Origin of the sequence: Altererythrobacter sp. MTPC7 (assembly GCF_042851395.1) — a bacterium.
GTDB lineage: Bacteria > Pseudomonadota > Alphaproteobacteria > Sphingomonadales > Sphingomonadaceae > CAJXSN01.
Window position 1 is genome coordinate 55,657 of sequence record NZ_BTGS01000011.1, and the last position, 18,638, is coordinate 74,294.

General features: G+C 63.4%; 18 protein-coding genes. 13 read left to right on the forward strand and 5 right to left on the reverse strand.

Annotation, left to right across the window (positions count from 1 at the left end; genetic code table 11):
• The first annotated feature begins 13 nt into the window (after nucleotides 1-13).
• From purB to ACGHJ7_RS10850, 9 genes are all read left to right on the forward strand, one after another.
• Nucleotides 14-1,324: an adenylosuccinate lyase gene (gene purB / locus ACGHJ7_RS10810; protein WP_390477318.1), complete on the forward strand. Its 1,311-nt coding sequence runs from the start codon at nucleotides 14-16 to the stop codon at nucleotides 1,322-1,324.
• 110 nt (nucleotides 1,325-1,434) lie between these two features.
• Nucleotides 1,435-1,797, forward strand: a complete 363-nt coding sequence (locus ACGHJ7_RS10815; RefSeq protein WP_390477320.1) for a DUF1049 domain-containing protein — start codon at nucleotides 1,435-1,437, stop codon at nucleotides 1,795-1,797.
• A 7-nt stretch (nucleotides 1,798-1,804) separates the two neighbouring features.
• A complete protein-coding gene (gene pyrF, locus ACGHJ7_RS10820) occupies nucleotides 1,805-2,479 on the forward strand; it encodes an orotidine-5'-phosphate decarboxylase (protein ID WP_390477322.1) in 675 nt (224 codons plus the stop codon).
• Nucleotides 2,476-3,261, forward strand: coding sequence for a subclass B1 metallo-beta-lactamase (bla, locus tag ACGHJ7_RS10825; protein ID WP_390477325.1), 786 nt, complete (start codon nucleotides 2,476-2,478; stop codon nucleotides 3,259-3,261). The genes pyrF and bla overlap by 4 nt, the downstream gene beginning before the upstream one ends.
• Nucleotides 3,262-3,270: 9 nt before the next feature.
• On the forward strand, nucleotides 3,271-3,906 hold the full coding sequence (locus tag ACGHJ7_RS10830) for a phosphoribosylanthranilate isomerase (RefSeq protein ID WP_390477327.1): 636 nt from the start codon (nucleotides 3,271-3,273) through the stop codon (nucleotides 3,904-3,906).
• Nucleotides 3,903-5,150, forward strand: a complete 1,248-nt coding sequence (gene trpB / locus ACGHJ7_RS10835; protein WP_390477330.1) for a tryptophan synthase subunit beta — start codon at nucleotides 3,903-3,905, stop codon at nucleotides 5,148-5,150. Before ACGHJ7_RS10830 ends, trpB begins: the two co-directional genes overlap by 4 nt.
• 268 nt (nucleotides 5,151-5,418) lie before the next feature.
• The gene (gene trpA, locus ACGHJ7_RS10840; protein ID WP_390477332.1) at nucleotides 5,419-6,225 is read left to right on the forward strand and encodes a tryptophan synthase subunit alpha; all 807 of its coding nucleotides are present in this window, start codon (nucleotides 5,419-5,421) and stop codon (nucleotides 6,223-6,225) included.
• Complete coding sequence (gene accD, locus ACGHJ7_RS10845; protein ID WP_390477334.1) at nucleotides 6,222-7,070, forward strand: acetyl-CoA carboxylase, carboxyltransferase subunit beta; 849 nt, start codon at nucleotides 6,222-6,224, stop codon at nucleotides 7,068-7,070. Before trpA ends, accD begins: the two co-directional genes overlap by 4 nt.
• Before the next feature lie 33 nt (nucleotides 7,071-7,103).
• The gene (locus tag ACGHJ7_RS10850) at nucleotides 7,104-8,408 is read left to right on the forward strand and encodes a bifunctional folylpolyglutamate synthase/dihydrofolate synthase (protein ID WP_390477337.1); all 1,305 of its coding nucleotides are present in this window, start codon (nucleotides 7,104-7,106) and stop codon (nucleotides 8,406-8,408) included.
• A 12-nt stretch (nucleotides 8,409-8,420) separates the two neighbouring features.
• Here ACGHJ7_RS10850 and ACGHJ7_RS10855 read toward each other — a convergent pair whose 3' ends face one another.
• Nucleotides 8,421-10,175, reverse strand: a complete 1,755-nt coding sequence (locus ACGHJ7_RS10855; protein WP_390477340.1) for an AmpG family muropeptide MFS transporter — start codon at nucleotides 10,173-10,175, stop codon at nucleotides 8,421-8,423.
• 92 nt (nucleotides 10,176-10,267) lie between these two features.
• On the opposite strand from ACGHJ7_RS10855, the gene ACGHJ7_RS10860 reads away from it, so the two are divergent.
• The 3 genes from ACGHJ7_RS10860 to rsmD are packed head-to-tail and all read left to right on the forward strand — an operon-like array spanning nucleotide 10,268 to nucleotide 12,801.
• Nucleotides 10,268-11,434 (forward strand): aromatic ring-hydroxylating dioxygenase subunit alpha, encoded by a 1,167-nt coding sequence (locus ACGHJ7_RS10860; protein WP_390477342.1) that lies wholly within the window; start codon nucleotides 10,268-10,270, stop codon nucleotides 11,432-11,434.
• A gap of 45 nt (nucleotides 11,435-11,479) precedes the next feature.
• Complete coding sequence (locus ACGHJ7_RS10865) at nucleotides 11,480-12,262, forward strand: pseudouridine synthase (protein ID WP_390477344.1); 783 nt, start codon at nucleotides 11,480-11,482, stop codon at nucleotides 12,260-12,262.
• Nucleotides 12,259-12,801, forward strand: a complete 543-nt coding sequence (gene rsmD / locus ACGHJ7_RS10870) for a 16S rRNA (guanine(966)-N(2))-methyltransferase RsmD (RefSeq protein ID WP_390477346.1) — start codon at nucleotides 12,259-12,261, stop codon at nucleotides 12,799-12,801. The genes ACGHJ7_RS10865 and rsmD overlap by 4 nt, the downstream gene beginning before the upstream one ends.
• Before the next feature lie 10 nt (nucleotides 12,802-12,811).
• On the opposite strand, the gene ACGHJ7_RS10875 is transcribed toward rsmD, so the two are convergent.
• Both ACGHJ7_RS10875 and ACGHJ7_RS10880 read right to left on the reverse strand, forming a co-directional pair.
• The gene (locus tag ACGHJ7_RS10875) at nucleotides 12,812-13,228 is read right to left on the reverse strand and encodes a GFA family protein (RefSeq protein ID WP_390477349.1); all 417 of its coding nucleotides are present in this window, start codon (nucleotides 13,226-13,228) and stop codon (nucleotides 12,812-12,814) included.
• A 91-nt stretch (nucleotides 13,229-13,319) separates the two neighbouring features.
• On the reverse strand, nucleotides 13,320-13,886 hold the full coding sequence (locus tag ACGHJ7_RS10880) for a hypothetical protein (protein WP_390477351.1): 567 nt from the start codon (nucleotides 13,884-13,886) through the stop codon (nucleotides 13,320-13,322).
• 140 nt (nucleotides 13,887-14,026) lie between these two features.
• On the opposite strand from ACGHJ7_RS10880, the gene ACGHJ7_RS10885 reads away from it, so the two are divergent.
• Nucleotides 14,027-16,333, forward strand: coding sequence for a UvrD-helicase domain-containing protein (locus tag ACGHJ7_RS10885; RefSeq protein WP_390477464.1), 2,307 nt, complete (start codon nucleotides 14,027-14,029; stop codon nucleotides 16,331-16,333).
• A 72-nt stretch (nucleotides 16,334-16,405) separates the two neighbouring features.
• Here the strand turns inward: ACGHJ7_RS10885 and ACGHJ7_RS10890 are convergent, their stop codons facing one another.
• Together ACGHJ7_RS10890 and ACGHJ7_RS10895 are read right to left on the reverse strand one after the other, a co-directional pair.
• Nucleotides 16,406-17,800 (reverse strand): DEAD/DEAH box helicase, encoded by a 1,395-nt coding sequence (locus ACGHJ7_RS10890; protein ID WP_390477354.1) that lies wholly within the window; start codon nucleotides 17,798-17,800, stop codon nucleotides 16,406-16,408.
• Between the two features lie 132 nt (nucleotides 17,801-17,932).
• Nucleotides 17,933-18,490, reverse strand: a complete 558-nt coding sequence (locus tag ACGHJ7_RS10895; RefSeq protein ID WP_390477357.1) for a hypothetical protein — start codon at nucleotides 18,488-18,490, stop codon at nucleotides 17,933-17,935.
• Nucleotides 18,491-18,638 lie beyond the last annotated feature (148 nt).

Genomic DNA, 18,638 nt, shown 5'->3' on the forward strand with positions numbered 1-18,638 from the left:
AGTCGTTCCCGCCATGGTCCCCCGTTACGCCCGCCCCGCCATGACCGCCCTCTGGGAGCCGGAGGCGAAATACCGCATCTGGTTCGAGATCGAGGCGCACGCGACGCAGAAGCTCGCCGATCTCGGCGTCGTACCCGAGACAGCAGCCAAGGCGCTGTGGGACTGGTGGGAAACCAATCCGGAAATCGACGTCGCTGCCATTGATGCGAAGGAAGCGGTTCTGAAGCACGACGTGATCGCGTTTCTCGACTGGGTGGCGGAGCAGGTCGGCCCGGAAGCGCGCTTCATGCACCAGGGCATGACCAGTTCGGACGTGCTCGACACCACGCTGGCCGTGCAGCTTGCGCGGTCTGCCGATATCCTGCTGGAAGATATCGACCAGCTTCTGGCGGCGATCAGGCGCCGGGCCGAAGAGCACAAGTTCACGCCGACCATCGGCCGCAGCCACGGGATCCATGCGGAGCCTGTGACCTTCGGACTGAAGCTCGCCCAGGCCTATGCCGAGTTCACGCGAAACCGCGAACGGCTGGTTGCAGCCCGGCGCGAGATCGCGACCTGTGCCGTTTCCGGAGCAGTCGGGACGTTCGCCAATATCGATCCGCAGGTCGAGGAGCATGTGGCGGAACGGCTCGGCCTCGCCCCCGAACCGGTCAGCACCCAGGTCATCCCGCGTGATCGCCATGCCATGTTCTTCTCCACGCTGGCCGTCATTGCAGGGTCGATCGAGCGACTGGCTGTCGAAATCCGACATCTCCAGCGGACGGAAGTGCTGGAAGCGGAGGAGTATTTCGCGCCGGGGCAGAAAGGTTCGAGCGCGATGCCGCACAAGCGCAACCCGATCCTGACCGAAAACCTTACCGGACAGGCGCGCATGATCCGCGGTTATGCCATGCCGGCACTCGAAAACGTCGCGCTGTGGCACGAGCGGGACATCTCCCACTCTTCCGTCGAGCGGTTCATCGGCCCCGACGCTACCATCACGCTGGATTTCGCCCTCGCGCGGCTGACAGGCGTGGTCGACAAACTGCTGGTCTACCCCGATCGCATGCAGGCGAACATGGACCGTATGGGCGGCCTTATCCATTCGCAGCGCGTCCTGCTGGCCCTGACCCAGGCCGGGATTACCCGCGACGATGCCTACCGCCTGGTCCAGCGCAACGCGATGAAGGTCTGGGAAAGCGACGGGCGGAAATCGCTGCTGGAATTGCTGAAGCAGGACGAGGAAGTCACCGCCGCGCTGTCGGACGAGCAGCTGGAGGAGAAGTTCGACCTCGCCTACCACTTCAAGCATGTCGATACGATCTTCAAACGCGTCTTCGGCTGATCGGCATCCGGGTCTGAACGCAAACGTGCAGCCGCACGCTCTTTACGCATCACGGCGGCGCGCCTAGCGTCGCCGGACAAAGCATCACGGGGATTGGAGAGCTATACGTCATGCAACTCTTCCGCACGATTTTGTGGGTCGTCATCCTTGCAGCCCTGCTCGCCTTCTCGTTCTTCAACTGGCGCGAAGTGGAGGTGACCATCTGGGAGAACCTCGTTCTGGAAACGAAGGTGCCTGCGCTGGTCATCGTGTCGTTCCTGCTCGGGCTGGTTCCGATGTGGATGATCCACCGCGGAGCAAAATGGCGTCTCAACCGGCGCATTTCCTCGCTGGAGGCAGCGGCCGAGAGCCAGCGACGGCTTGCGACTGCGTCGAATGCGTCGAATGCGTCGCCTGCGCCGGCGCCGTCATCGGCTGCGCCTGCAAGACCCGCCGAGCCGGGGGCCGGCCCCCTCACCAGCGATCCGGCGTGAGGCAGGCATGAGCAATCCCGTCTACCTCGCGCTCGACCTGCCCCGCCTCGAGCAGGCAAAGGCACTGGTCGAAAAGGTGAAAGCCCATATCGGCGGCGTGAAGCTGGGCATGGAATTCTTCTACGCCCACGGCGCGCACGGCGTTCACGAAATTGCCCATAGCGGGCTGCCGATATTCCTCGACCTGAAGCTGCACGACATTCCCAACACCGTCGCCGGGGCGATGCAGGCGATCCACGTGCTGGAACCGGCAATCGTCACCGTCCATACCTCCGGCGGCCGCGCAATGCTGGAAGATGCGAAGGCCGCCGCTGCCGAAGGGACGAAGGTCGTGGGCGTCACGATGCTTACCAGCATGGACCAGCGCGATCTGGACCGCACGGGCGTGTCGGGCACACCGCACGATCACGTGATGCGGCTTGCCGAATTGGCGCAAAGCGCAGGCCTTGACGGTATCGTCTGCTCCGGCCAGGAAGTCGCCAGCGTGCACGCGCAGTGGAAGAAGGGCTTCTTCGTCGTGCCCGGCCTGCGTCCGGCTGGCGCTGCAGCCGGGGACCAGAAACGGGTCGTGACCCCGCGCAACGCCCGCGACGACGGGGCCAGCGTTCTGGTGATCGGTCGCCCGATCAGCCGGGCGGACGATCCCGCCCGTGCCGCCCGAGAGATCGAGGCGACGTTGTGAGACCTCTTCTCGCGGCCATCCCGGCGATCCTTCTGGCCGCCTGCATCCCGGGCGAAATCCACGCGCCTGTCACCGTGCAGGAAAGCCGTGGCGCGGATGTCAGCCGGTTCGGCGATGTCGCCTTTCGCGAAATCGCGCCCGGCATCTGGCAGCATACGACCTATCTCGACCTGCCCGGCATCGGCCCTGTCCCGTCGAACGGATTGCTGGTCGTGGATGGCGATGAAACGTTGCTGGTCGATACCGCGTGGACCGATGCGCAGACCGCGCAGGTGCTTGCTTGGGCCGACGGTGTCCTGGGCAAGCCTGTCCGTGCCGCCATCGTCACCCACGCGCACAAGGACAAGATGGGCGGGATCGCGGCCCTCCATCAGGCCGACATCGCGACCTTTGCCCATCCCATGACCAATGCGGACGCACCGGCGAACGGGTTCGAACCGGCGCGCCACACGCTCGACTTTGCCGAAAACGGGTTCCTGAACGGCGCGCAGGCAGAAAATTTCAGCCCGCTCGTCATCTTCTATCCCGGCGGAGCGCATACCCGCGACAACATCACTGTCGGCATTCCGGCAGCGGGGCTGGCGTTCGGCGGTTGCATGATCAAGGGATCGGATGCCGAAACGCTGGGCAATCTGGCCGATGCGGACATCGACGCCTATGCCCGGTCAGCGCGTAATTTCGCATCTGCGTTCCCCGAAGTCCCGATCATCGCGATGAGTCATTCGCAGCCCGAAGGCCCCGAGGCTATCGCCCACACGATCGAACTGGCCGAGAAACTGTAGGTCCCACCAATGGTCGCTATCAAGATTTGCGGCGTTTCGACGCCCGAGGCGCTGGACGCGGCAATTGCCGGCAAGGCCGATTTCGTCGGTCTGAACTTCTATCCCCCCTCCCCGCGCCACGTCGATACGTGGGCGGCATCCGCGCTCGCCATGCGTGCGGGGTCCGCGATCGGGCGGGTCGGCGTTTTCGTCGATGCGGACGACGGCCTGATAGCCGATGCGGTGAACGCGGCTTCGCTCGACGCCATCCAGCTACATGGCCAGGAAAGCGCGCAGCGCGTGGCCGAGGTGCGCGAGCGTTTCGGCAAGCCTGTCTGGAAAGTCCTCCCGGTGGCGAAGGCGGATGATGTTGCGAAAGCGGAGAAATTCTCATTCGCCGCCGATTTCCTGCTGTTCGATGCAAAGACGCCGAAAGACGCCGCGCTTCCCGGCGGCATGGGCCTGCGTTTCGACTGGTCCCTGCTGGAAGCCTATCGCGGTCCTGTAAAATGGGGCCTCGCCGGCGGATTGACGGCTGCAAATGTCGGCGAGGCTATTGCCCGGACCGGCGCTTCGCTGGTGGATACGTCCAGCGGCGTCGAAAGCGGACCGGGACTTAAGGACGTCGACAAGATTGCGGCCTTCTGTAAAGCGGCGCGGATATGACCACTCAGACCAATTCCTACCGCAACCAGCCGCCATCGAAAGCGAACAGCTTTCGCCAGATGCCGGACTCGCGCGGGCATTTCGGCGATTATGGTGGACGCTATGTCGCCGAAACGCTTATGCCGCTCGTCCTCGACCTGGAGCGCGAATACCGCGCGGCGCAGGCCGACCCGGCTTTCAAGGCCGAGTTCGACGATCTTCTGGAGCACTATGTCGGTCGCCCCTCCCCGCTCTATTTCGCGGAGCGGCTGACCGAGGCGCTGGGGGGCGCGCAAGTGTGGTTCAAGCGTGACGAGCTCAATCACACGGGCGCGCACAAGATCAATAATTGCATCGGCCAGATCCTGCTCGCGATCCGAATGGGCAAGAAAAGGATCATCGCGGAAACCGGCGCGGGCCAGCACGGTGTCGCCACCGCGACCGTGTGTGCCCGGTTCGGCCTGCCCTGCACCATCTTCATGGGCGCGGAAGACGTGCGCCGCCAGTCGCCCAACGTGTTCCGGATGAAGCTGCTGGGTGCGGAGATCGTGCCGGTTACCAGCGGACGCGGCACGCTGAAGGATGCGATGAACGAGGCGCTGCGCCACTGGGTCGCCCATGTGGACGACACCTTCTACATCATCGGCACCGCAGCCGGGCCTCACCCCTATCCGGAAATGGTCCGCGACTTCCAGAGCGTGATCGGCAAGGAAGCACGCCAGCAGATGCAGGACCGCATCGGCCGCCTTCCCGACCTGGCCGTGGCCTGCATCGGCGGCGGGTCCAACGCGCTTGGCTTGTTCCACCCCTTCCTGGACGACAAGGACGTGAAATTGCTCGGCGTGGAAGCGGCAGGCCACGGACTGGACGGCGACGAACACGCGGCTAGCCTGCTCGGCGGCTTTCCCGGCGTGCTCCACGGCAACAAGACCTATCTGTTGCAGGACGAGGACGGCCAGATCACCGAAGGCCACTCGATCAGCGCCGGCCTCGACTATCCCGGCATCGGCCCCGAACACGCCTGGCTGAAGGACACCGGCCGCGTCGAATATACCGCCGTGACGGACGAGGAAGCGCTGGACGGCTTCCAGCTGCTATGCCGGACAGAGGGCATCATCCCCGCACTCGAACCCAGCCACGCCGTCGCGGCCGTGGCCAAAAGGGCGAAGGAGATGAACGATGACGAGATCATCTTGATGAATCTCTGCGGGCGCGGCGACAAGGACATCTTTACCGTGGCCGAGAAGCTGGGAGTGGAGATTTGAGGGTAGGTTGGCCTACTTTCTTAGGTTGCGCCTTCATTGTTTTGGGGTTGATTGTGGCATCACAGATCAATTCACTCGAAACGCAAGAAATCGCAATAAATTTTCTCGATTTGATCGCGCCAAGGGGAGAAGATGAGGCGCCACGATGCTTCTGGCATTGCGTCAGAATTTGGACGGCGCACAGAGTTCTTATCGCGCTGATTGCAACATTACTTATCGCTATCGGGATCGCAGTTATCTTGTTTAGCAGGAAGATACTGATCTGGAAATGACCCGCCTCTCCAAAGCCTTCGCCAAACCCAACCCCGCCCTCGTCTGCTTCATTACCGCAGGCGACGGCACTACGGCTGCCAACCTCGATGCACTGGTCTCGGGCGGTGCGGATGTGATCGAGCTGGGGATGCCCTTCACCGATCCCATGGCCGATGGCCCCGCGATCCAGAACGCCAATATCCGCTCGCTGGGCAAAGGGACGACGACGGCCGACGTCCTCGCCATCGCTGCCGCATTTCGCGAGCGGCATCCCGACGTGCCGCTGGTGCTGATGGGCTATGCCAATCCGATGGTGCGGCGCGGGGCTAAATGGTTTGCCTCTGCCGCAAAGGATGCAGGCATCGACGGCGTGATCTGCGTCGACATTCCGCCGGAAGAAGACGATGCGCTCGGCCCGGCCTTGCGCGATGCGGGGATTGCCCCCATCCGTCTCGCCACGCCGACCACGGACGACACGCGCCTTCCGGCAGTCACCGACGGAAGCGAGGGTTTCCTCTACTATGTTGCCGTGGCCGGCATCACGGGGATGCAGCAGGCAGCCATCGAATCGATCGAGGCCAACGTGTCGCGCATCAAGCGCTCGACCGATATTCCCGTCGCCGTCGGCTTCGGCGTCAGGACACCGGAGCAAGCCGCCGAAATCGCAAATGTTGCGGACGGTGTCGTCGTCGGTTCCGCATTGGTGGAACTGGTCGCCGAACATGGCGAAAAGGCACCCGATCACCTCCACGCGCTCACCGCTTCCCTTGCCAAGGCGGTGCATTCGGCGGCAAGGGCACCTCGAAAAAAGGAAACGGCATGAACTGGATTACCCGCGTCAGAAATTCGCTTCCCTTCGTGGCGAAGCGCGAAACGCCCGACAATTTGTGGGTCAAATGCCCGTCCTGCCAAGAAATGCTCTTCGTCAAGGAATACGAGGAGAACCTGCATGTCTGCCCCAATTGCGGGCATCATGGCCGGATCAGCGCGGACCAGCGCCTCGCCCTCCTGCTGGACGAGGGGTATTCCGTCCTGCCCCAGCCCGAGGTCACCGAAGACCCGCTGAAGTTCAAGGACAGCAAGAAATACACCGACCGCCTGAAACAGGCCCGTGCAAAAAATCCGCACAAGGACGCCTTTACAGTGGGTTCGGGCGCGATCCTCGACAATCCGGCCGTCGTCGGCGTGCAGGATTTCGGTTTCATGGGCGGCAGCATGGGCATGGCCGTGGGTACGGCGTTCTGCGCCGGCGCGCAGGAAGCGCTCGATCGCAAATGCGGCTATGTCGTGGTGACGGCGGCAGGCGGCGCCCGGATGCAGGAGGGCATCCTCAGCCTGATGCAGATGCCCAAGGCAACCGTCATGACGCGCCGCCTGAAGGAAGCGGGACTGCCCTATATCGTCGTGCTGACCGATCCAACCACGGGCGGTGTCACGGCGAGCTACGCGATGCTGGGCGACATCCACCTGGCCGAACCGGGCGCGCTTATCGGATTTGCCGGGCAACGCGTCATCCAGGACACGATCCGCGAACAATTGCCCGAAGGCTTCCAGCGCGCGGAGTACCTGCACAAGCACGGCATGGTCGATCGCGTCGTTCACCGGAAGGATCTGCGTGAAGAGCTCGCCCTGATGCTTGATTATATGCAGGGCGAGAAAGCCGCCTGATTTCCCTTTTCCTGCAGGGATGACGGTACAACGATGGATTTCGCACGCACCGACGACCCCGCCGTCCAGACCCAGCTCGACCGGCTCGCCCGGCTGAGCGTGCCGGACGGGCGGCTGGGACTGGATACCATCCGCCAGCTGCTCGGACGTCTGGGCGACCCCCATCATGCACTGCCGCCGGTGTTCCATGTCGCCGGAACAAACGGCAAGGGATCGACCTGTGCATTCCTGCGCGCCATGCTGGAGGCCGATGGGAAACGCGTCCATGTGACGACCAGCCCTCACCTCGTGCGCTATAACGAGCGCATCCGGTTGGCGGGCGAGCTGATATCCGACGCGGCACTGGCGGAGTTATTGCAAGAAGTCCTGGACGCGGGAGAGGATCTGGCGCCGAGCTTTTTCGAAGTGACGATTGCGGCCGCGTTCCTCGCCTTCAGCCGGACGCCGGCCGATGCCTGCGTAATAGAAGTGGGCCTCGGCGGGCGGTTCGATGCGACCAATGTACTGACACCCGAAGTGCTGGCCGCATGCGGAATTGCTGCGCTAGGCATCGACCACGAACGCTTCCTCCTCGCACCGGAAGACGGCACGCCGGACGATCCGCTGAGCCGCATCGCCTTTGAAAAGGCGGGCATTGCCAAGCCCGGCGTTTCGCTCGTGACCATGCATTATCCGGAAGGCGCGACGCTGGAGGTCGAGCGTGCCGCGGCTAGGAACGGCGCGCCGCTGTCGATGCAAGGTCGGGATTGGACGCTTAGCACCACGCCCATGGGCCTTCACTATGCGGACCGACACGGGGAGATGGTGCTGCCCCTGCCCACCATGACAGGTCCGCACCAAACTGAAAACGCTGCGCTCGCTATCGCCATGCTTCGGCATCAGGACTTCGTTTCGGTGTCGCGTGATGCGGTGGCAGAGGGGCTACGCGCTGCCCGCTGGCCCGCGCGTTTCCAGCGGCTTGCGCCCTCGCCGCTGACGGGCGACCGTGTGATCTGGCTGGATGGCGGACACAACAGGAATGCGGGCGAAGCGATAGCTGCCCATCTGGCCGCCCATCATCCGGGAGAACGGATGCATGTCATCATCGGAATGCTGGCGAACAAGGACCCGCGCGGCCTGCTGGATCCGCTCGGTTCGATAGCGGCCAGTGTCATCTGCGTTCCCGTGCCGGGGCACGAAAGCCACCCGCCGGCATCCTTCGGCGAAGGGGCCGTTTCCCGGCCGGACGTGAAGGCTGCGCTTGCCGCACTGCCGGATGACGGGCTGCCGGTGCTGATCGCAGGGTCGCTCTATCTCGCTGGCAATGTGCTGGAATTGACCGGCGAACTGCCTGACTGAGCCCCCACCGGATCAAGCGCCGGTCGCGATTTCCGGCGTTGCATCGGGCTGGACCACACCGCTCGCCGCACCCGCCCGCGCCTCGCGTATCCATTCCAGGATGCACAGCACGACTGCGATGACACCGATCAGGGCCGTGAAAATGAAGACGTAGTAATATCCGCGGTCTTCGATCATCTCGCCCAGCGCGCCCCGGCCCAGCGTGCCGACCAGCAGGGTCAGCGATGCCAGCAGAGCGTATTGCACGGCGGCGTACTGCTTGTTCACGATGCTGGACAGCCATGCGATATAGGCAGCACCCGCGATGCCGATGGCCAGGTTCTCCCACATGATGGTGAAGGTCAGCCGGGCGAGCCCTTCCGAACCGAACGGGGCCATGAAATTGATGAGGCGCGTGAAGCCGATGAGGTCGCTGCCTGCCTGCATCGCAGCGCCCCCGACCGCGAGATCGGCATAAAGCAGGTTCGTTGCCGCAGCGAGCGCAGCGCCAAGGGTCAGGGTGAACATGCGTCCGAGGACGGTGATCAGCCAGCCGCCCAGAGCAAGGCCCGCGATGACGGCCCCCACACCGAAGAATTTCGAGGCGAAAGCCACGTCGTCGCCGGAATAATCGAGTTCGCCCAGGTAGAATGGATAGGCAAACGTGCCCCAGATCGCATCGGTAATGCGGTAGGTCAGCACCAGCGCGAGTATCAGGACAAGGCTCCAGCCCATCCGGCCGACGAACTCCACCAGCGGCAGGACCAGCGCGCGGTAGAGATGATCGGCAAAGGTCACGTCCTTCGCACCAAAGGTCGCTGCGGTGTGGCTGATGACATGGCGCTTCTCGTTCTTCATCTTCGCCAGCCAGGCGGCGATGAAGGCCGGTACGACGATGGTCGCGATGATGATCAGCGGGCCATAGGTCGCGGTAAATTCCGTCGGATTGGGGCGCAGGTCCGGCTCTGCCGTCATGGAGCGGATCATGAAGACCAGCACCGTACCGATGGCCCAGGCCCACAGCAGGCCGACCGCGAGCAGCGCGCGGTTGCGCATCTTCGGCTCGATCTCGCCCGGACGGTAGAGCTCGGCCAGGTCTTCATTGTCCGCGGCGATCGTCTCGGCGGATCGCCGCGCAACGTCCGCATCGGGCGCGAACAGGCCGGCAACACCAATGGCGAGCATGATGCCGCCCATCATGATGTAGGTCTGCGGCCACCCGATGCGCTCGGCGATGATCAGACCCAACGCACCACCGACCAGCGCGGCGAGGCGGAAGCCCATCTGCGTGATGGTGGACAGGATATCGATCGTCGCTTCCTCGTCCGCGACATCGATGCGCCAGGCATTAATGGCAATGTCCTGCGTTGCGCTGGCAAAGGCCCCGATCCCGGCAAGCAGGCTGAAGACGCCGAGCTGGCTCTTGGGATCGAGCAGGCTCATCGTCACCAGGATGATGCCGAGGAGCAATTGCATCGGGGCGATCCACTGCTTGCGCTTGCCGAGCCGCCTGAGGCCGGGAATGTTCACCTTGTCGAGCAACGGCGACCACAGGAACTGGAAGGCGTAGGCAAGGCCGATCAGCGAAAAGACGCCCATCGTCTCCACGCTGACCTCGGCTTCGGTCAGCCATGCGTAGAGGGTGCCGAGAAACAGGGCGAAGGGCAGGCCGCTGGCAAAGCCGAACAGCGCCATATAACCACTCTTCGGATTCTTCAGCGACCGCGCGAGCGTGCGCCAGCCCGGCTTTCCCCCGGTGCTGTCCTTGGTCGCAGTTGCTTCGGCCATCGACGTCGTTCCCTTTTTTCGCGGCGCTTTGAGGGGCAACCCCTATCGGGTAAGACTTGATCCGCAAAGCGTGAGAGAGAGGAGGATCGGGGATGGCCGATGTGCAGACACTGAATGAGGGGCGGCAGCCGACCGAGGGGCAGGCCCGGCTGGCCCGCATGATCGCGGACGGATCGACCGATCCCAGGCGGCCGCAGGCGGTGCAGACGGTGCCGGCCAGCGATTACACCGATCCTGCGCGGTGGCAGCGGGAGAAGTCGGCCATGTTCGAACGCCTTCCGCAGGTCATCGCGCCATCCGCCCTTCTGCCCGAACCGGGCATGGCGGTGCCGCACGATGCGACGGGCCGGCCGCTGCTGCTGACACGGGACACCGACGGCAAGGCACATATCTTCCTCAACGTCTGCCGCCATCGAGGGACGAGGCTGGTCGAAGGACAGGAGGCCGCCTGCGCCAAACGGCTCGTATGCCCTTATCATGCTTGGACCTACCGCCTTGACGGGACGCTGCTTGCCCTGCCCCGGCCCGAGACCTTTCCCGGCATGGACAAGGCGGACATGGGTCTCGTCGAATTGCCCAGCATGGAAGAAGGCGGCCTGATCTGGTTTTCACCTTTTGCGGATGCGGACTTTGCCGACGCGCGCGCGGTGAGCGAGGATATCGGCGCCTTCGGCACTGCCGATCTTCATCTTTTCCGGCGCAAGCTGCATACGGTGCACGGGAACTGGAAGCTGATCATGGATGCCTTCCTCGAAAGCTACCATGTTACCCGCCTGCACGCGAAGACGATCGGCCCCTTCTTCAAGGACGGCATTACCGCCGGCGACACGGTCGGCCCGCACATGCGCAGTGCGGTCGGACGGCTGGAGGAGATGGACGGCGTCGATCTGGACGACATGGCCTCGCTGCGCCGCGTGGTTACCTTCGCATATCAATTGCTTCCGGCGACGATCGTCATACCCAGCCCCGATTACATCAACATCATGGTCCTGATGCCGCAGTCCGAGAAACTGACCCTGGTGGAGGACTTCATGCTGATCCCCGAACCGCCCGCCACGGACAAGGCCCGCGATCACTGGGAGCGAAGCTGGGCACTGCTGGACGGGGGCGTCTTCGCCAGCGAAGATTTTCGCGCTGCCGAGCTTGGCCAGCAGGGCCTGTCCAGCGGCGCGGTGGAGCATGTTACGCTGGGCACGCTGGAAGGCGGGGTGCGCGCATTTGCCGACGCGGTCGAAGAAGCCCTGCGCGCCGCCAATTGATTTGACCGGGCCGAGCGCCTAACCGCGCCAGCATGGTTGACCCACATGGCTCATAAAGAAACCCGCGCCCCCGACCGCCCGGATGGCGACCGCATTGCCAAACTGCTTGCCCGTGCAGGCGTGGCGAGCCGCCGCGAGGTGGAACGCATGATCGGCGAAGGCCGGGTCGCGCTCAACGGGAAGACCGTGGAGACGCCCGCGACTTTCCTCGAGAGCCTGCGCGGCATCACGGTCGACGGGAAGCCCGTGGGGAAAGCCGAACCGACGCGCCTGTTCGCCTTCCACAAACCAGTCGGCCTCCTGACGGCAGAGCGTGATCCGGGGGGGCGGCCCACGATCTACGACGCGCTGCGCAATGCATTGCCAAAGAACGCACCTCGGGTCATGCCGATCGGCCGCCTCGACCTCAATACAGAGGGGCTGTTGCTGCTGACCAATGATGGCGGCTTCAAACGGGAGATGGAGCTCCCCTCGTCCGGTATCCCGCGAACCTACCGCGCCCGCACCTATGGCGATGTCTCCGAAGCCGAACTGCACGGCCTGATCGAAGGCGTCACGATCGACGGTATGAATTACGGCCGCATCGACGCCGATTTCGAACGTGGCGGAAAACAGGGCGCGAACCAGTGGATCGTCCTGACTATTACCGAGGGCAAGAATCGCGAAGTGCGCCGCGTGCTCGAACATTTCGGGCTGAAGGTCAGCCGCCTCATCCGCACGTCCTACGGCCCGTTCGATCTGGCTGACCTGCCTCGCGGAGCGGCGCAGGAGATTGTGCGGCAGGATATCGGCCGCTTCCGGTCCGACCTGAAGAACGGCCGGCTATGAGGATCATCGCCGGAGACTGGAGGGGCCGCAAACTCGTCGCGCCCAAGGGCGATGCCACGCGCCCGACCGCCGATCGTACGCGGGAAACCCTTTTCAACATGCTGGCCAGCAGGCTGGGCACCTTCGAAGGCCTTTCGGTCGCGGACCTGTTCGCAGGGTCCGGCGCGCTCGGGCTGGAGGCGCTGTCGCGCGGCGCAGGGCACTGCCTGTTCGTGGAACAGGAGAAGCCCGCCCTGGACGCCATTCGCTCGAACATAGATACTTTCGAGGCGCGGCCCCGGACGACCGTCAGCGGCGCATCTGTCATGTCGCTTGGCCCCGCAAAGGTACCGCATGATCTGCTGCTGCTGGACCCTCCTTACGGGACGGGGGCCGCAAACGTGGCGCTCGACCGCATGATCCGGCTGGGCTGGGTCGGCGCGGCAACCCTTGTCGCGGTGGAAACCGGCGCCACGGAAGATGTCGAAGTCAGGCTGCTGGAAACGGTTAAGGAGCGCAAGGTCGGCAAGGCCAAGCTAACCCTCCTGCAGCTGTCCTAAAAACCCCCCCTTACCCCTCTGCAGCCCGGTCATTCTGCGGTGGATATCGCTCGAACTCGGGCAGCCTGTGCGCTTCCTTCATCCAGCCGATCCGCTCTGCCACCTGGATATGCGCCTGCGCCGGAACCTCTTCCGGATCGTCGAGTGTCGCGGACTGAACGTCCACCAGGCCCGGCAGCATTTCGTGATTGGAATAGAACAGGCCCGTGCCGCACTGGATGCAGAAATGGCGGCGCGCGTTTTCCGAGCTGGCGTAGGTAGCGACCTCGCCTTCCAGCCTCAATTGTCCGTCCTCGACCATAATCCAGCCGACCATGGGCGCACCCGATGATCGCCGGCAATCCGTGCAGTGGCACAGGGCATGGTTGATGATGTCACCGCTGATTTCGTAGCGGATCGCGCCGCAATGGCAGCCCCCTGTCAACATGGCGTTCTCCTCGACCTTGCCCCGTCCATACAGCACGAGGGCGGCGATACCATCGTATCGCCGCCCTCGATGTCATTCCTGGCCGCGCCGTTTACATTTCGCTGGCGGGCTGACCCGGCCAGTAATCGAGCGGACGGTTTACGCCGGGACCGCGGCGACCCGCTTCCCATGCGTTCATGCAATTGTCCTGCTGGTTTGCGCTGCAGATCGGATATTCGCCTGTCACGGGTGCAGGCGCACTTTGTGCCATCTCGTTGCTCACGAAACGGACATTGCCGGTGGTGGCGGCAGTTGCGGATGCGTTTGCTTGGGCGGCTGGCGCTGCAGGTGCCGCTGCGGTGCCGTTGATCTGCGACAGGATCGAGGTCCAGGCCTGCGAGCGCTGCATTTCGTTCATTCCGACGACGCGAACACGCTGCTCGTTCGTCAGCACCCACCAGGCTTCGGTCTGTTCGGGCGTTAGCGTCCAGTAGTAGGTCTTGGCTTCCATCGGCCACGCATCATATGTGGTCTGGCGTTCGGCCGGCCAGCCGTCATACATGGTCTGCTGGGCGGTCGTCAGTTCGACCATGTCGCCTTCCATGTGATCGTCCGCGAAAGCGGGTGCGGCGGTCAGGGTCAGGGCGGCTGCGGCAGTCGCTGCAAGAAGGTTTTTCATCGGGTTACACTCCGTTGATGGATCGTTCATTTCTGTCGGACCAACCTGTGCGCCGCCTCGATGTTCCGAAAAATGCAGCCCGTATCCGATGATCCGTGCTTGCCGGACGAGCAACCGTTCCCTACCTGTTCACCGATCCCATGACCGAAAACTCTGCTCTCCCCGTCGCTGACGAAGCCGATATTCCCGCCTACGCCGCGCGGCTGAACAGCCCCCAGCGCGAGGCGGTGCTGACCACGGAAGGGCCGGTCCTGATGCTGGCCGGCGCCGGTACGGGCAAGACCGCTGCCCTCACGGCACGGCTCGCCCATATCGTGGCGATGCGCCTCGCCTGGCCGAGCGAAATCCTCTGCGTCACCTTCACGAACAAGGCCGCGCGGGAAATGCGGGAGCGCGTGGGCGGTCTGACCGGCGGCGCGCTGGAAGGGATGCCTTGGCTGGGTACATTCCATTCGATCTGCGCCAAGATGCTGCGCCGCCATGCCGAACTGGTCGGTCTTCAATCGAACTTCACCATCATCGACACCGACGACCAGCTGCGTGCGCTGAAGGCGCTGATCGTCGAGAGCGAGATCGACGAGAAGCGATGGCCCGCGCGGCAATTGGCTGGACTGATCGATCGCTGGAAGAACCGCGGACTGAACCCCGACGACCTCGATGCGGTGGAGAATGAAAGCTACGCCGATGGCAAGGGCGCGCAGATGTACCGCCTTTATCAGGCGCGGCTGAAAGCGCTGAATGCCTGCGATTTCGGCGACCTTCTGTTGCATATGCTGAACATTTTCCGGCGCGAGCGGGAGGTTCTCGAAAACTACCAGAAACGGTTCAAATACGTGCTGGTGGACGAATATCAGGATACGAACGCGGTCCAGTATCTCTGGCTGCGGCTGCTGGCACAGGATAGGAAGAACATCTGTGTCGTGGGTGACGACGACCAGTCGATCTATTCATGGCGCGGGGCGGAAGTCGCCAATATCCTGCGGTTCGAAAAGGATTTTCCCGGCGCAAAGGTCGTGCGGCTGGAACAGAATTACCGGTCCACCCCGCACATCCTGGGCGCGGCGAGCGGGTTGATCCGGGCCAATAGCCAGAGGCTCGACAAGACGCTGTGGACCGAATTCGATGCGGGCGAGAAGGTGCGCGTCATCGGTGTCTGGGACGGTCCGGAAGAAGCGCGGCGAATCGGCGAAGAGATCGAGAGGCTGGAACGCGAGGGCGCCAGCCTCGACCAGGTCGCCATCCTTGTTCGCGCCCAGTACCAGACCCGGGAATTCGAGGACCGGTTCATCCAGATCGGCCTGAATTACCGCATCATCGGAGGGTTTCGTTTCTACGAACGGGCCGAGATCCGGGATGCGCTGGCATATCTGCGGATCATCGCACAGCCGCAAGACGACCTTGCTTTCGAGCGGATCTACAACCAGCCCAAGCGCGGGCTTGGCGCAAAGACGCTGGAGAAGATGCACAGCCATGCACGCCGGACCGGCCTGCCTCTGGCGGCTGCATCGCTTCAGCTGGCCGACAGCGATGAATTGCCCAAGCGTGCTGCCAATACGATCGCAGGCCTGATGGGCCAGATCCTGAGCTGGCGCGAACGGGCGGAAGCGCTGGAGCCGGCGGAGCTGCTACGGCAGGTGCTCGACGAAACCGGCTACAACCAGATGCTGGAGAACGAGAAGTCGGTCGAGGCGAAAGGACGGCTGGAAAACCTTTCCGAACTCGGGCGCGCGATGGAAGAATACGCCACGCTCGGCGACTTCCTCGAACATGTCAGCCTCGTGATGGACAACGATGCCAATGCCGATGACGAGAAGGTCACCATCATGACCATGCATGCGGCGAAGGGGCTGGAATTCGATAATGTCTTTCTGCCCGGCTGGGAGGAAGGCGTATTCCCAAGCCAGCGCTCGCTCGACGAGGGCGGTCTTGCCAGCCTGGAGGAAGAACGCCGCCTCGCCTATGTCGCCATTACGAGGGCGCGGCGCAAATGCACGATCATCCACGCGGCGAACCGCCGTATCTACGGCCAGTGGACAAGCTCGATACCCAGCAGGTTCGTGGAGGAACTGCCTGAAGAACACATCGATACCGAAACGACGATGACCGGCGGCGCTTCTCTCTGGCGCGCGCAATACAGCGATCAGGACGACCCCTTCGCCCACGTGTCCCAGAACCGGCCAGAGCGTTCGTCCGCCCGCGGTCCGGGATGGCAGCGCGCGCTCACGACGGGTTACGATGCAAAGCCTGTGCGGGTTCAGGAAAGCCGCCGCAGCGCGGCGAGCTTCGCGGCGAAAGCGCGCACCGATGTCGGTATCGGTGCCCAGGTTCGGCACGACAAGTTCGGCAGCGGAACGGTGATCGACCAGGAAGGCAACAAGCTGGTCATCAATTTCGAGGATGTCGGTGAGAAGCGCGTGATCGACAGCTTTGTCGAGGTAGTAGGCTAGCCGTCTCGTCGCAGCAGTCCCGTGAGCGCGGCAATACGCCGCAGCCCACCTCCGCTTACTGCGTCGCCGCGATCAGCGGTCGAAGCCGACCCCGAGGAAGCCGGGCGTCGGGCCGTTCCATTCACCGGCAGGAATGACTTCCTTGTCTTCCTTGTAACGCGAACGGGGCTTGTCGGCTTTCTGCTCGGCCTTCGCCTCGTTTTTGGCACGGCGCTGGTCTCTCGAGCCTTCGCCGTCATTCGAACCCTTCCGGGCACGCGAGCGCTTGGGCTTTTCTTCAGCCCGTTCCTCTGTGTCGGAAGTATCCGACTTGCTCTTTCCGCCGGAACTGTCCTTAAGTTCGACGCGAACGTCGTCCTTGCCGAAGACGGGAATTTTGTTCTTCGTCAGCTTCTCGACATTGTCGATCGCCTCGGCATCTGCCGGGGTGACGAAGGTAAAGGCGCGGCCCTTGGCCCCTGCCCGCCCGGTCCGCCCGATGCGGTGGACGTAATCGTCCGGATGCCAGGGCGTGTCGAAATTGAAGACATGGCTGACACCCTTGATGTCGAGCCCGCGCGCGGCGACGTCACTTGCCACCAGTATGTTGATCTCGCCGGACTTGAACCGCGCCAGTTCCTTGTTGCGGGTGGCCTGGTCGATATCGCCGTGAATCTCGCCGCTCGCGAAACCGATTTGCTGCAGGTGCTTGTTCAGTTCCCGCACCGTCGTCTTCCGGTTGGAGAAGATGATGGCGGTATCGACATGGTCGTTCTGCAGCAACCATTCCAGCGTGTCGCGCTTCTGGCGCGGGCCCACATCGACGCGGAATGCCGTGATGTCCTTGTTCGTGGTCGCTGCGCGGGCCGTCTCGATCCGCTTGGGATTGTCCATGAACTTGTTTGCCAGCTTCTCGATCGGAGGCGGCATCGTGGCGCTGAACAGCATCGTCTGACGCTGCTCCGGCAGTTTGGAACAGATGAACTCGATATCGGGGATGAACCCCATGTCCAGCATCCGGTCGGCCTCGTCGATGACCAGCAGATCGCAGCCGTTGAGCATGATCTTGCCCCGCTCGAACAGGTCCATCAGCCGGCCCGGCGTTGCAATCAGGACATCGACACCCTCGTTCAGCGCCTTGACCTGGTCGCCCATCTGCACGCCGCCGATCAGCAGCGCCATCTTGAGGTCGTGGTTCTCGCCGTATTTCTCGAAGTTCTCGGCCACCTGCGCCGCCAGTTCGCGCGTCGGCTCCAGGATCAGGGACCGCGGCATCAGGGCACGGCGGCGGCCGCTTGCAAGGATGTCGATCATCGGCAGCACGAAGCTGGCGGTCTTGCCGGTCCCGGTCTGCGCGATGCCGATGATGTCCTTCATCATCAGCACGGGCGGGATGGCCTGCTCCTGGATCGGGGTCGGCTCGGTATAGCCGGCCTTCTCGACCGCTTTCAGCAATTCAGGGGATAGGCCGAGGTCGGCAAAGTTCATGCAAAGGTCCGGTATAGATGGGTGCATCGGGACAGGTTTGCGCCCGATGGTAAGAATAGCTGCGTCATATGCGCTGCCGCGCGCGGCCTTTGCGCCCGAACAGTCAAAAAGTCAAGAATTCGGGCCGCTGGCTCAGATACCGGCGGGGATCAATTGCCGTATCCTGCTCATCTGGCACGAAACCCCGCTGCGCGATTGCAGATTGTCACGCTTCACGCAGAGGTTTCCGTCCTTGCTCGGCTCGACATAGAAGCCGGAATAGAAGTCGCGCGGACGGCAGCTTTTCTCGAGCGATGCGGAAATGATGCGGCGGTCGCGCGTGTAAAGCAGCAACCGGGCAGCATCCGCCTGGACTGCGACGACATCGCGGATGGGCAGGCAATTTCCCATCTTGCGTTCGACATAGGCTTCGGGAGCGCGGCTCGGCAGGGTGGCGATCAGGCTTTGCCTGTCGGCGCGGCGCGGCGACACGCGAACGATCACCCGGCGCTGGATGCGGACCTGGTACCACGGCTGAAGCGCATTGAGCGGCGTGGTCGCAGTCCAGGGGCCAGCCTCTGCGGCCTCGCTGCTCGCGGCAGAACTTGCCGGCATCACCTCGGTCGTGTCGCTCGCAGGCACCGCGTCGTCGGCGACCGGCATGGGCAGCAACAGTGCAAGGGGAGCAAAGAGATCGATGAAACCTGGCATGGCCGAGGCGGGTGCTGGTCCGCTGTTCTCCGTAAATGATGCCGGCGGGATGCGCGGGCGTTGACGTGTCCGGTCGTTACGATGTGCGATTGAATGCTGGCTTAATTGATGAATTCCCTCGTGCAAGAGGGTCCTAAATTACGGCCAA

What these genes read in the sequence shown, in the direction of transcription:
- ACGHJ7_RS10895 (WP_390477357.1), bottom strand. Translation starts at nt 18,490, where the DNA reads ATGCCAGGTTTCATCGATCTCTTTGCTCCCCTTGCACTGTTGCTGCCC.
- ACGHJ7_RS10875 (WP_390477349.1), bottom strand. Translation starts at nt 13,228, where the DNA reads ATGTTGACAGGGGGCTGCCATTGCGGCGCGATCCGCTACGAAATCAGC.
- pyrF (WP_390477322.1), top strand. Translation starts at nt 1,805, where the DNA reads ATGAGCAATCCCGTCTACCTCGCGCTCGACCTGCCCCGCCTCGAGCAG.
- ACGHJ7_RS10850 (WP_390477337.1), top strand. Translation starts at nt 7,104, where the DNA reads ATGGATTTCGCACGCACCGACGACCCCGCCGTCCAGACCCAGCTCGAC.
- ACGHJ7_RS10815 (WP_390477320.1), top strand. Translation starts at nt 1,435, where the DNA reads ATGCAACTCTTCCGCACGATTTTGTGGGTCGTCATCCTTGCAGCCCTG.
- ACGHJ7_RS10830 (WP_390477327.1), top strand. Translation starts at nt 3,271, where the DNA reads ATGGTCGCTATCAAGATTTGCGGCGTTTCGACGCCCGAGGCGCTGGAC.
- trpB (WP_390477330.1), top strand. Translation starts at nt 3,903, where the DNA reads ATGACCACTCAGACCAATTCCTACCGCAACCAGCCGCCATCGAAAGCG.
- accD (WP_390477334.1), top strand. Translation starts at nt 6,222, where the DNA reads ATGAACTGGATTACCCGCGTCAGAAATTCGCTTCCCTTCGTGGCGAAG.
- rsmD (WP_390477346.1), top strand. Translation starts at nt 12,259, where the DNA reads ATGAGGATCATCGCCGGAGACTGGAGGGGCCGCAAACTCGTCGCGCCC.
- trpA (WP_390477332.1), top strand. Translation starts at nt 5,419, where the DNA reads ATGACCCGCCTCTCCAAAGCCTTCGCCAAACCCAACCCCGCCCTCGTC.
- ACGHJ7_RS10880 (WP_390477351.1), bottom strand. Translation starts at nt 13,886, where the DNA reads ATGAAAAACCTTCTTGCAGCGACTGCCGCAGCCGCCCTGACCCTGACC.
- ACGHJ7_RS10890 (WP_390477354.1), bottom strand. Translation starts at nt 17,800, where the DNA reads ATGAACTTTGCCGACCTCGGCCTATCCCCTGAATTGCTGAAAGCGGTC.
- ACGHJ7_RS10855 (WP_390477340.1), bottom strand. Translation starts at nt 10,175, where the DNA reads ATGGCCGAAGCAACTGCGACCAAGGACAGCACCGGGGGAAAGCCGGGC.
- ACGHJ7_RS10865 (WP_390477344.1), top strand. Translation starts at nt 11,480, where the DNA reads ATGGCTCATAAAGAAACCCGCGCCCCCGACCGCCCGGATGGCGACCGC.
- purB (WP_390477318.1), top strand. Translation starts at nt 14, where the DNA reads ATGGTCCCCCGTTACGCCCGCCCCGCCATGACCGCCCTCTGGGAGCCG.
- ACGHJ7_RS10860 (WP_390477342.1), top strand. Translation starts at nt 10,268, where the DNA reads ATGGCCGATGTGCAGACACTGAATGAGGGGCGGCAGCCGACCGAGGGG.
- ACGHJ7_RS10885 (WP_390477464.1), top strand. Translation starts at nt 14,027, where the DNA reads ATGACCGAAAACTCTGCTCTCCCCGTCGCTGACGAAGCCGATATTCCC.